Here is a 12,827-nt window from a genome sequence, read left to right on the forward strand (position 1 = left end):
AAAGGTGGGTATGAAATGAAAAAGATTGTTGCCATTACGACTGGTGGCACGATTGCGATGAAGTTGGATCCGTGTACAGGCGGGCTCATTCCTGCTGTAAGTGGCAAAGATTTGCTCGATGCAGTTCCTGCACTGAAGGATATTGCCGAGATTGAAGTCGTTGAGCAGTCAAACATTCCCAGTGGGCATATGACGCCTGCGATGATGTTGGACCTTTCGCGGAAAATCGATGAGCTAGCCAAAGATGACAGCATTGCGGGTTTTGTCGTGACGCATGGGACCGATACGTTAGAAGAGACAGCGTATCTGCTGGACCTCACGCTGCATACGGAAAAGCCCGTATGCGTGACCGGGGCCATGCGCGGCGCGTCAGATACCAGTTGGGATGGGCCGGGAAATATCCTGGCTGCCGTAAAGACGGCTGCCTGTGATGCGGCAGTTGGCCAGGGCGTCTTGGTGGTATTGAATGATACGATACATGCGGCTGGTGAAGTGACAAAAACACATTCGGTAAATACTGCGACATTTGCCTCGCCTTGGTGGGGGGCTGTTGGTCATGTGTATTTCGATAAAGTCGTCTTTCGGCGTAAGCCTATAGCTCGACAAAAGATTCAGCCAGAAAAGTTGGTTCCTGATGTTTATCTGCTGAAATGCGTAGCCGGGATGGATGATTTTTTATTTCGGTGCTTAATCGAGAAAAAGATTAAGGGTCTGGTCGTAGAGGCGTTCGGTTGTGGCAATGTGCCACCAGGTGTGCGTGCGGGCATTCTGGCAGTAAGACGCGCGAGAATTCCTGTGGTACTGGCTACGCGAGTCTATGGCGGGCGCGTCGTACCCTGCTATTCGTATACGGGCAGTGCTGGCGAGATGCTGTCATCAGGAATCATCCTGGCAGGAGAATTGAATGGCCAGAAGGCCAGGCTAAAATTGATGCTGGCCCTGGGGCTGACCGATGATAATGAGAAGTTAAAGGAATATTTCAAGCCGTAAATCTTGTTGAATATGTTTGACGCGAAAGTGGCACTGTCCTGGGAACATGGAGTGATGATTGGATCCATCGGGAAAAGGACAGTGCCTTTTGTTATGGACTTTTACAGCCGATGTGCAATGAATACAAAAAATAATGCTTAATTAGTAAAAAAATACATTGGAAAAGATTTGACTGTATAGTAAGATAATGATTATGAAGAGATTAAGGAAGGCGATATGAGTATGATAGATTTCAAAATTGGCCGCAGTGCAGCACAGCCAATTGATTCTGCCATCGAAAAGGCTTGTCAGGGGATGACGGAGCCAAAGTTCGTATGGTTTACGACAACGGTGGAGGCATTCAAGGAAACTTCGGAAAAGATGCAGCAGCGTTTCCCTCATAGTATTGTCATGGGAACGACATCGATTGCGGCGTTCTCCCATGAAGGCATCTTCCATGATTCCTTAGAAGTCTTGGCCATCAAAAGCGGCATCAACTGCGTGGCAAATGTCCTCGAAGAGGCAAATCACTGCCCGCTCAAATATGTCAGACGTGTGCAGGATGCGGTGCGTTCCTTGGGCAGCCATGGAAATGGCGATACGATTTGCCTTACGGCGACGAATGGGCTGATTGCTTGTGAAGAATCGGTCCTGTCGGTGCTCAATTCCGTATTGCGTCAGGAAAACATCCCGGTATTCGGCGGAACGGCTGGCGATAAGGGGCTGGCAGAAAAGACCTATGTGTCACTTGATGGCAAGGTCTATGATACGGCTTGCGTATTTGTCCTGCTGCGCAATCTCGGTGGGCGGATCCATCTCTATCGTGAGAACATCTACAAGCCGATCTGCGAGCCGCTTACGGCGACGAAGGTCGATGCCTTCTCCCGCAAGGTCATGGCCTACGATGGCCGTCCAGCCTCGGAGATGGAGGCGAAGATGCATGCACTTACAGTCACGCAGATGGACCGCGCTTTCCTCGACAGCAACCCGGTCGGGCGCATTATCGGCAAGGATATGTATATCATCGCCAATGACGATATCGACTCTGATCGGCAGACGATGAAATATCATGCGCGCATCTATGAGAACGATCAGATTGTCATGCTGCAGCCGGATGATTACCGTCAGGTCAATAAAGAGACCATGGCCAGGATCCGCCGTGATGTTCCCCGTCCTGCATTCTCGATCATGGTAAACTGTCTGGCACGGACGCTGCTGTTCAAGAGCGAAGGGTATGCCGATGAGTTCTTCCGCAGCATGGGCACCGCGCTGGGCGAGTATATCGGCTGGGGCGGCTATGGCGAGCAGATTTACGAGCAGCATTTCAATCAGACGATGATTGCTGCGGTATTCGAGTAAGGGGGGAACGGCATGGGATTCTTTAATTTTGGCAAACCAAAGGAACCGCTGTACAATCAGCGGGCAAAAGAAAAAGCGCTGGCAAGGGAAACGGCAAAACCAGCTGTGCCTGCCAGAGCGGCAAAGCCTGTCAGCGCATCGCAGCAAGCTGCTGCAAGCAACGAGAAACAGCTTGCTTATGGTATTGAATATCTGGACACGCGCATGAAAGAACTCACTGAGGCAGAGGCAGGTATTGCTGAATATGTGCGCAAGATGAGTGAGACTTACGCGGGCATTGGCCAGGTCAATGAGGACTTTTCCTCCCTCAATGATAACTTCAATGACCTCAACGACTATGCGCAGCACATCTCTACGATCATGCACGAGTCAAATGAAGTCGTCAGCGCCGCTGGCAGCGAAGTTGGTGAGCTGTCGGCCAAGACGCAGGAAATCGAAGAAAAGCTCGACAGCATCATGCAGGTCTTCAAACAGCTGGAAGAGAACTTCGATAACATCAACAAGATGTCTGAAGGCATCGAAGGCATCGCTACGCGAACCAATCTGTTGTCCCTCAATGCCTCGATTGAGGCAGCGCGGGCTGGTGAGGCTGGCCGCGGATTCAGTGTCGTAGCAGAAAATATCCGCGAGCTGGCAGCATCGACGAAAGATATGGTCGAGGGCATTGATACCAACATCAAATCCTTGCGTCAGTCCTTGTCCAGCCTCAATGCGGTTATCGATGAAACCAAAGAGAAGGCAGCGGAAAATGCAGTCTTTGTCGATCGCGTGCAGGCAAGTTTTACTGACGTGGCGAAAAAGACAGAAAGCGTCAATTCCTATAGCAGCAAGATCGTAGCAGGTATCCAGAAGACCAGTGACATGATGGGTAGTGTGACGGATGGTACGAACTCCGTTGGCGGACTCGTTACCTCCATGCGCCAGAATATCCAAGGCCTGAAAGAACTCATGAGTGAGAAGAACGTGATTGCCTGCAGCATGATCGACTTCCTGCGACAGGTCAAGGTGCTGCTCAAAGAGCGTCATTGACAGCTGCCGTCCAAATATAAAACTTAATCTTCTGATGAAGAAGGAAAAAATCACTGTCCTGTAGAAATGGAACGTTGTTTAAATCCATGTACTGAGGACAGTGATTTTTATGTTGGGGGAAGAAAGCAGTTGGAATCTGTTGACCGGTCAAGCCTTACGGGAGGTAAGACAGGGGCGTGTGTTGGCAGGAAAATCATCGGCAGTGGTGCGGCTGGTTGACTGGCTGATTGACCGGTCAATCGCGTATGGAGCAAGCGACCTGCATCTTGAGCCGCTCGCTGACGGCATGCGCATACGTTACCGCCTCGATGGCATCCTGCAGCAGGCGCCCTATAAGATTCCGCATGAGCTTGTAGCACCAATCCTTTCGCGGCTGAAGGTCATGGCGGGGATGGATATTGCCCAGCGGCAACGGCCACAGGACGGACATATCCGTTATGAGGCTAGCGGAAAGTCAGAGCTCGATATCCGCGTAGCGGTCATGCCAGTGCTTCATGGAGAGATGATGGTACTGCGGTTCATGAATCTCGCGTCGGAGCTCTTGGATATCGCAAGTCTCGGCTTTTCGGCGCAGAATCAGTCAAAATTCGAGGCGCTAATTCATCGGCCCGCGGGGCTTTTAGTGATAGCAGGGCCGATGGGTGCTGGCAAGACCACGACGCTTTATGCGGCGCTCAGTGAACTGAATCAGCCAGAGCGCAACCTGATTACGCTGGAGGATCCGGTGGAGCGGGAAATCCCTGGCGTCAATCAGGTGCAGATCAATCCCAAGGCCGGACTTGACTATCTGAGCGGGCTGAAAGCGGCCTTGCGGCAGGATACGCAGGTGGTGCTACTGTCGGAAATCCGAGATGCGCAGACGGCGGAAATGGCGGTGCGCATCGGCTTGACCGGTCATCAGATCATGACGACACTGCATACGGAGACGGCGTCGGCCGTGATATTTCGTTTGCTCGAGATGGAGGTAAAGCCATATCTGTTGGCGGCGACGCTGTCGGGCATCGTGGCCCAGCGGCTGGTGCGAAGGATCTGCCCCCAGTGCCGGGAGGAATATGAGCTGGCGTCCGATTCGACAGAGGCATTGCTGCTAGGTGAGCAGTATCAGGAAGGGATGCATTTATGGCGCGGACGAGGATGCAACCATTGCGGTGGTACAGGCTATCGCGGGCGGCTGGCTCTGCAGGAAGTCTTGCTGATTGATGAGCCTATCCGCCAGGCAATACTTGCTATGAGCAGCCGGCAGATAGTAGACAAGTTGGCCGCGCAGCAGGGAATGCAAGATCTTTGGCAGGATGGCGTAGCAAAAGCTGTGCAAGGACTGACGACGCTAGCGGAAGTCAAGCGGGTGCTTTATGGATAAGTGCAGGAGAGGAGGGCCTTAGGATGCAGACAATTGAGCGGGGAAAAGATGGCGTATACCGCTGGGTATATGAGTTGAATCTCTATACGAATCCGACGATATTCTTGCTGGTCAGCAAGATATTCCTGGGGATAGCGGTGGCAATCAATATCTTTATCTTGCTGCTGGATGTTATCGAGAATGGTTTCCGGCTGGAACTCTTGGAGGATCTTGCCTTTGGCTTTGCCTGTTTCGTGGTGGGGATGCTGCTATTGACAGCCGTAGGCTATCTTGTCTATGCGTTTATCATGGGCGGCAAATATTGTGTGCTCTTTGAGATGGATGAGCAGGGCGTGAAACATACGCAGCTGCCACATCAGATAAAAAAAGCACAGGCTATCGGAATCCTGGCTCTCTTGGCAGGGGCGTCTGCGGGCAATCTGACGACGATGGGGTCAGGCCTTCTGGCGGCTTCGCGCAGCAGTACGTATTCAAGGTTCCGTGATGTGAAAAGCATAGAAGTCCTGCGCAGCCGCAATGTCATAAAGCTCAATGAACCGATGAACTACAATCAGGTGTATGCAGCTGACGAGGATTTCGCGTTTGTACTTGATTTTATTCAAGCGCGAGTGAAATGAGTAAATCGCTTGCGAACGTGCTATAATGGATATAGCATATTTCGAGGTGAGAGTTTGAAGGTAATCAATTTTTATGGCGGTGCAGGGATTGGCAAAAGCACAATCGCCGCAGACATTTTTTCAAAACTGAAACGCAAAGGGCACAAGACGGAACTGGTGGGAGAGTATGCCAAGTGGCTCTGGTATCAGAATGCCACGGATATCGTGCAGGATCAGTTGTACCTTTTTGCTGAGCAGGTACATCGGCTCAAGACATTGGAACGTTATGGCGTGGAGTATGCGGTATGCGATTCACCGCTGCCGCTTAACATCATCTACAACAGCGAGCCGGATGATTTATTTGACCAGCTCGTGCTGCATGAACATGCCAAGTTTGATAACGTGGAATATCTTTTGCGGCGGAATGATGATTTCATCAGTATCGATGGCCGTAAGGAAACCAATCTGGAGCGGGCCAAGGTAAAAGACGAGGAAATCAAGAAAGTTTTGGAGGGAGCTGGCATCAGCTATTCGGTCATATCTCCGTGGGAGACCGATAAAGTGCTGCTGGACTTGAAGATGAAATGAAGATGGAACAAGATAAGCGTGCGATTCCCCAGACGGGAGAAATATGGCAGCATTTCAAGCAGAAGGAATATAAAATCATAGCCTGTCCGGCAATCCATACCGAGACCGAGGAGCCTTACTGCGTATATCAGGCACTGTATGGCGACTCGTTTATTGGAATGGCGATAAAAACTATCCAATCTGGGATGCAGGCAACCATGGCGGCTCCTGCATAGACTTGAGTTCTGCTGTATTGAAGGCGGACAGCAGCCGTGAATGCTTGATTGCGGTATTGGATTATTCGGTTAATTTTGATACAGACAGCATGGCATCAAAAGGCGTTGTCCAGTTCCGGGAAAACAAGAAAACAGGGAAGCTGTACTTCAAGGTGGAAGGAAGTAAATGGGGCTGGCAGGAATTTGGCTCCAGTTCACACAAGGAAGTGTATTATCTTGTGAAGTCGTGGTTGGTAAATAAATGGAATAATGTAAATATGACCATCAAAACAGGCAGTGTCTCCTTTGCATAAAAGTGTAGAGGGAATGCTGCCTATTGTCATTTATATGGTATAGGTAATGGCATTGATATCGGGGCGAACTGATCATAGGTGGGAAACTTAACTGCTAGTAGCTGGATATGAGGCGATATGTAGGCACCATAAGTCCTTTAGCAGGTTTTTCCTAGCATGAGTCGAATATATAAAGGAAACTCCGTACACTCATGTGAAGGCAGTCATACTGTGAAGGGGGGGAGAACTGTGGTTGATAAGGCTTATATGTTAACAAGAAACAATGAATGGCAAAAAAGTTCTGATCGAGTGTTCAGAGAAACTGACATCACAGAACTTCCCTATAGATTGATTGTTGGTTCAGAAAGCTCCATACAGGAACAGCTTATCTGGTGCCAGAAACACAGACAGTTTGAAGCCGTTAGGTCCGATTCTCAAGAAGAAACCATATCGGATTTTGGATGTAAATTTACCGGAGTATATGTGTTAGTTATGGAGACACCTGATGATATACATCAAGAGGATGCTATAGAAGCAAAACCAACCAGGTGGCGTATCTATCAAAAAAAGACGTTATCTCCAATATTTGTGGCTGCAGATGTGGCAAAATTGCGATTTATGGTGACACCAGGTAAAGGTGAGACGCCTGCTTTTTTGTCTGGTGTTAGGGTTGAATGGGTAGTCAGAAGTATATCAATAGATGTTGCAAAAGACAAATTTATATACAACAGCTTGTATACACAGAGACACATAAAATATCGGTACCGTTATGAGCTTATTCCGATTCCTGCTAAAATCACAAACGAATTGTTTTCAATGTTGATTAACGACGCTGAAATGTATTATGGAGTTGAGCCTATAAAAGATGATGCTTATACAGGGTTTGTAAAAATCAAAAACTTCATGGCGTATCCACTCAATAGAAATGTTATTGAGATACAAAAGATACGAGATAATAGACGAGAGAGAAGTAATGATTTTCAAGAATTGTTTCCTAGGAATCAACGAGATATTGGTGCGGCATTATGCCAATACATAGGAATAGATAATCCTCCCCAATCTCTGGTAGATACATGTTCTGAAAATATATATGCTGCGTTAAACTATAAAGTTTATCAAGCTTTTGGGTTTAAGTCTGAGAAAGCCATAGCGCGGTTATGGAATAATAAAAGTTGTTTTGGGAAAAAGCTGTTAGATCTTAAGTATGATGAAGCAGATAAAACGAGCTTTTGGTGGAAACGGACAGCGAACTTCATAGCGTGGTTGCTGAAAGATAGCGATGAAGTTGTAATAGCAGAGATGCTTAGTAATACGTACTATCATTCTTATGAAGAGATAGATACTGAGGAAATGCTGGATATATTCAGTAGGTCTAAAAAGCGATTACCCAAGCCTGTTTTAGAGCAATTTAAAAAAGAAGGTTTTACCTTTGAAGTTTATAATGTGTTGAAGCGGACTGAGTTTCTTCAAAATTTCCTATATATGGATTTAAACATTCCTGTAGGTGTTCAGGAATTTGAATGTAACATAAATGGTTATAATTTTCGACTTGTTCGTCATACGTTATACCTTCGGCGTATAAGTGAAGCTATGGATAGTAAACTTGAGTACCGGTGGCAGGAAATAGCCGATTACAGTACTATATTATTCACTATAGATATTAACGGAATATATGTTGCTTATATTGAAGTAAGATGGGATGTAGATAGATACACTGAGAAAAATAAGTTCGAAGTTATTTCCCTATGTGGTCCTAACGATAGGCCGGTTCCACTTTTTATAAAGCTACTATGCTATTATTGGGCTGCATTGAATAGATTTTATGGGGCTGATGGAGCGCTGAAACTGGATAGGGAAGAGAAATGGCTCTATAGGCGGACAAAATACAGAGTACAGCAGTTAGACCCCAATAGTGTCGTCTACGATAATTATCATCTAGATGAAATGCTAGATCTTCCAGCCTATACTAGGACAACGGGATATTATGTTATTTTAGAGCGCCGATTAAGAAAACAGGAGAATATTCAACGTATGTCAATGGCATCTTGGCAAAGTGCTGATGATGAGTCATCTTACTTGCAGTATCTATTGCCGTGGATAACTCCTATATGGGAAGATGCACAACATGAAAATCCTGGTGCTGAATATATTTTAGGGCTTATTTACAGTTCTGGTCGATATATACCTGTTAATAAAGAACGTGAAGCATTTTGGCTTAAGCGATCCGCAAGACATGGATATTTACCAGCTATGGAAAAGTTGGCGAATAGTGCCTTACAAGATGGGAATAAGCAGTATGGTAAAGAAATAATGGTTAAAGCCGCTAAATTGGGGAGCGATAGTGCATTTTCATGGTGTGTGGAGAATGTAACTCCTGTTGAATATGCTATCCTGGGGTAAGGAGGGATTAGTCATGGACAGCAAACTGCATTTCCCAATTCGTGAAAGCTTTTACTTTGATGCGGAGATAGGGCAGTGGATTGCTGATGAAAGTGGCCTCCATAGCGATAGTCCTCCTACGGATGAAGAGATTTCCCTAATCTTTCCAGCTAATAGGAATAGTTTATGGAGTGGTGATTCTAAGAAGGTGGTATGGTGTCCTTTGCATCTTAGATATGAACCGTGGACAAGTGGAGTTAGGAAGGAACACTGTAACTTAAAGCAAAAACACTGCATACTTGATGCCGTACCTCAAGCCCAAAAGATGATTTTTGCTACGGGGATATGGCGTTGGTGGATATTGCAAGAATCGCCACAGGATGATTTGAGGATACTGGCTGAGTGGATAAGCGTAACCTGTGAAAAGAAATTTATTCTGTCGAAATTGGGGTCAGTGCTTATTCCGCATATTGTGAAAGTCAGTCAAGCTGGATATAAAATCAACCTATTCAGCAGAATAGGTTTTGAGGAAGGGTTATTTGCACGTAGATACCAAGATAAATTTCCAGAAGCAGTGACAAAAAGGGTGTTGGAGATCATCACAGAGTTGCTACGTATAATCTGTGGACGTTATGTAATGCTGCCTCAATGTATGGAAAAGTATGGAGTTTATACTAGTGACCTGCACAGAATAGCACAATTTCCAAATGATGTGCATATAAGTTATTTGCAGAATTTCTTAGGAGAGCAGTTTTTTGAAGAAAACTGTTTGGATGAATGTGCTGATCACTATCTATTAGTGTGCTCGTACATTGGGATTAATCCACCTGACAGTATAAGAAAAGAGTATTTAAAGAATCCGTATGCAATAATCATATACTTTTGGTTAATAAGGTTGGGATTTAAAGATATTAATGCAATAAGATTGTTTTTCTGTGAAGCTATCGTGGGAAGGACCTATTTTGGCAAAGTGTATTTTGATTCTGAATATCGTTTGATACGCCGATTTAGCCTTCCTTGTACTGGAAGTGGTATGGATTTTGTCTTTTATGTACGCTGGATGCTACGTAATGGTAAAGGTGAAATGTATCTTGCCAGGCAGATAGTAAAGCTTTTGTCAGATGGATGGCAAAGGTGGTATGATGATATGCTTAAAATGTTCCATCAATACTATCCTTTCTTGTCTGAAGAAACAAAGCAAATTGTAAAGAAAAGAGGCATATGTGGAGAATCACATGATGCTTTGGTACATGAATCCTATGCAGTAGATATGAAAAGGATTTCTATTGATTATAAGTCGCCGATGATTCAAGGCATGAATTCTTTTTTTGATGGATTGAAGTTCCATGTTGTTACTGATACAGCTGAACTTCCTATTATTGGCCGGCATTTATCAAATTGTGTAGCCAGTTACGCTGATCGTATGTTGAAAGGACTTTGTGTTATTGTGACGGCTTCAGACAGTAAAGATTACCAGGTTTGCATGGAAATTACCATTGATGGTAAGAATGAAGAAGGGTTGGTAAATAAGCTAAGTTTAGTGCAATGCTTGGGTAGATATAATCGTCGACTACAAGGCAACTTGTTAACCGCATGTAGAAACTGGTCAGCACAGAATAAAATTGCCATAGCATGCCATGATATTTGAGGTAGGAAAGATGCATGGGACGATAGCTATGGTTTGCGGATTATAGTATCAAACATTGGAGTTTTTTTCCTTGCAGGTATTTGGCTGTGTATGTAGAAGAAGTACATTATCATTGAAGCTACGGGGTGATGATATGTGCGAGGACATAAGTTGGCAGGATTTTATCAATAAAGCAATCAAAAAAGAAGCGTCGGATATTCATTTGACCGTAGGCCAGCGGCCGCATATGCGCTGTGATGGTGTCTTGGCGCCTATGGATGACCTCTCGCTGACAGAGCAATTTATGTCAGAGTTCTGTTCGGTCATTATGAGTGAGGAACAGAGGGCGCGGCTGGCCAAGGAAAAGGATATTGACTTGTCATGGAGCTTTGCGGGGCGGCGGTTTCGTGTCAATGCTTATTATCAGCAAGGACACCTTGCGCTTGCTATCCGCCTGCTGCCAGAGAGGATTTTGAGCCTGGCGGAGATTGGCGCGCTTAAGGCGTGGCAGAAGATGAAGATGCTTGAGCAGGGGCTTATATTGGTTACGGGCCGGACGGGATCGGGCAAGACTACGACGCTGGCGGCTTTCATCGAGGAGCTCAATCAAGAGAAATCGTATCATATCATCACGTTAGAAGATCCTGTAGAGTTCGTTTATCAACCTAAAAAGTGTTTTATCAGTCAGCGTGAATATGGGCGGGACTTTTACTCCTTTTCGCAGGCACTTCGCAGTGCGCTGCGCGAGATGCCTGATGTAATCCTCGTGGGCGAAATCCGTGATCGGGAAACCATGCAGACAGCGCTTATGGCTGCTGCCTCTGGCGTGCTGGTGCTGGGCACCTTGCATACGCGTTCGGCAGTCGATGCGGTCATGCGCATTGAGGGGATGTTTCCGCTTGACCAGCAGGACTCAATCCGGGCACAGGTGGCTGAGGTATTGACCGGTGTTTTTGCCCAGCGGCTGCTCCCGTGCAGGCGTGGCGGCCGTGTCTGCATGGCTGAGGTGCTATTGACAGATCCTGCGGTGCGCAGCCTTATCCGGCAGGGGAAATACAGCCAGTTGGAGTCGGTGATGCTGAGTCATCAGCAGCAGGGGATGCAGACCGAGACGCTGGCACGGAAGATGCTCTATCAGCAAGGCCTTATCACACGGGAGACAGCAGAGAAATGCTGCTGGGATGAGAGGGGAGGCGGATGGGCGTGACAGCATTTGCCTATGAGGCGCGCAACCGCACTGGCGAGTTATTCACGGGCGAAATCAGAGCGGATTCGCGCAAGGAGGCGGCACATCAGATCCGGGCTAAGGGACTCTGGGTGGCCAGTCTAAAAGAATTGAAACCTGCAAGGCCGCTGACTGGTCAAAAAGTATGGCAGGTGTTTGATGCACGGCCGGCAAAGCTTGAGGTCGTATTGTTTTGCCGTCAGCTGGCGGTGCTGCTTTCGGCTGGCTTGCCAGTCCATGAGGCGCTGGGAGCTTTGCGACAGCAGTCGTCTGGCAGCAGCTATCAACGGATGCTGGAGAAAATGCTGGCTGATGTCATGCAGGGAAAGTCCCTGCATGAGGCGATGGGGAGTTTCCCGCAGGTGTTTTCTGTCCGCATGGTGAGTCTCGTAAAGGCGGGGGAGCTGGCAGGTTCGTTGGATGGGATGTTCTCGCGCTTGGCCGATTTTATGGAAAAGTCATTTGCCGCACGAGAAAAATTGCGGTCGGTGTTGCTGTACCCGTTTATCTTGGGCGTGACGACTTTCCTGGCCTTTGTAGCCATGACGGTGTTTATCCTGCCGACCTTTGCGGCGATGCTGGCGAATCTGCAGGCTCAGCTGCCGCTGCCGACCAGGATCTTGTTGCAGCTTGCCGCCATCATGCAACAGCATGGCGGGGGCGTACTGCTGCTGCTGAGCCTGTTGCTACTGACTGTAATTTTTGCCTGGCGTCAGCCGCGCATCCGCGTCCATGTTGACAGGTGGCGGCTGCAGATTCCCTTTTATGGTCGGCTGGCCAGCTATTCCGAGTGGCTGATGTTGCTCGGGACACTGGCGGTGTTGCTCGAAAACGGCATCCGGCTGCATGAGGCGCTGCAGCTTTTGCCGGAGGTAACGGACAATTTCTATTTGCGTGAAGTGATTGCAGGCGCGCACAAGAGCGTTGAGCGTGGCAGATCCTTGGTGGAAGCATGGCGAGGCTGCCAGGTGTTTCCAGCTGCTTTGCAGGAAATGGTCATGGCTGGCGAGAAGTCGGGCGAGCTGGAGTTCATGTTGAAGAAGGGCGCAGAACTTTGTGCAGTAATCGCTGAAAATGAATCGCAGCGCTTGCAGGCGATGGCTGAGCCTGCGGCAATCTTCCTGGTGGGCAGTTTGGTGTTCTTTTTCGTTTTGTCGGTGATACTGCCGTTACTGGAGATGATGGATGTACTGATGTGATCCTGGTCT

The 12,827-nt window shown here is 47.5% G+C and carries 12 protein-coding genes; all 12 read left to right on the forward strand.

All coding sequences use genetic code 11. The features are described 5' to 3' along the window. Positions 1–15: 15 nt before the first annotated feature. Positions 16–990, forward strand: coding sequence for an asparaginase (locus tag BM322_RS00375; RefSeq protein ID WP_075427933.1), 975 nt, complete (start codon positions 16–18; stop codon positions 988–990). Between the two features lie 222 nt (positions 991–1,212). After that, on the forward strand, positions 1,213–2,328 hold the full coding sequence (locus BM322_RS00380) for an FIST N-terminal domain-containing protein (RefSeq protein WP_218154587.1): 1,116 nt from the start codon (positions 1,213–1,215) through the stop codon (positions 2,326–2,328). Between the two features lie 12 nt (positions 2,329–2,340). Continuing rightward, entirely contained in the window at positions 2,341–3,357 is a 1,017-nt protein-coding gene (locus BM322_RS00385) for a methyl-accepting chemotaxis protein (RefSeq protein WP_075427934.1), read from the forward strand. 109 nt (positions 3,358–3,466) lie between these two features. Then, on the forward strand, positions 3,467–4,717 hold the full coding sequence (locus BM322_RS00390) for a GspE/PulE family protein (protein WP_075427935.1): 1,251 nt from the start codon (positions 3,467–3,469) through the stop codon (positions 4,715–4,717). 23 nt (positions 4,718–4,740) lie between these two features. Next, entirely contained in the window at positions 4,741–5,334 is a 594-nt protein-coding gene (locus BM322_RS00395; protein ID WP_075427936.1) for a hypothetical protein, read from the forward strand. A gap of 54 nt (positions 5,335–5,388) precedes the next feature. Next, complete coding sequence (locus BM322_RS00400; RefSeq protein ID WP_075427937.1) at positions 5,389–5,901, forward strand: AAA family ATPase; 513 nt, start codon at positions 5,389–5,391, stop codon at positions 5,899–5,901. 2 nt (positions 5,902–5,903) lie between these two features. Next, positions 5,904–6,116, forward strand: a complete 213-nt coding sequence (locus tag BM322_RS00405) for a DUF1653 domain-containing protein (RefSeq protein WP_082334345.1) — start codon at positions 5,904–5,906, stop codon at positions 6,114–6,116. A 2-nt stretch (positions 6,117–6,118) separates the two neighbouring features. After that, complete coding sequence (locus BM322_RS00410) at positions 6,119–6,409, forward strand: hypothetical protein (protein ID WP_075427938.1); 291 nt, start codon at positions 6,119–6,121, stop codon at positions 6,407–6,409. Positions 6,410–6,637: 228 nt separating this feature from the next. Next, on the forward strand, positions 6,638–8,788 hold the full coding sequence (locus tag BM322_RS00415) for a sel1 repeat family protein (protein ID WP_075427939.1): 2,151 nt from the start codon (positions 6,638–6,640) through the stop codon (positions 8,786–8,788). A gap of 13 nt (positions 8,789–8,801) precedes the next feature. Then, positions 8,802–10,415, forward strand: a complete 1,614-nt coding sequence (locus tag BM322_RS00420) for a PcfJ domain-containing protein (protein ID WP_177220788.1) — start codon at positions 8,802–8,804, stop codon at positions 10,413–10,415. A 133-nt stretch (positions 10,416–10,548) separates the two neighbouring features. Then, positions 10,549–11,601: a PilT/PilU family type 4a pilus ATPase gene (locus BM322_RS00425; RefSeq protein ID WP_075427941.1), complete on the forward strand. Its 1,053-nt coding sequence runs from the start codon at positions 10,549–10,551 to the stop codon at positions 11,599–11,601. Continuing rightward, positions 11,598–12,818, forward strand: a complete 1,221-nt coding sequence (locus BM322_RS00430; RefSeq protein ID WP_177220789.1) for a type II secretion system F family protein — start codon at positions 11,598–11,600, stop codon at positions 12,816–12,818. The genes BM322_RS00425 and BM322_RS00430 overlap by 4 nt, the downstream gene beginning before the upstream one ends. Positions 12,819–12,827 lie beyond the last annotated feature (9 nt).

The sequence above is a fragment of the Selenomonas sp. GACV-9 genome, assembly GCA_900116485.1.
GTDB classification, from domain to species: Bacteria; Bacillota; Negativicutes; order Selenomonadales; family Selenomonadaceae; genus Selenomonas_A; species Selenomonas_A ruminantium_G.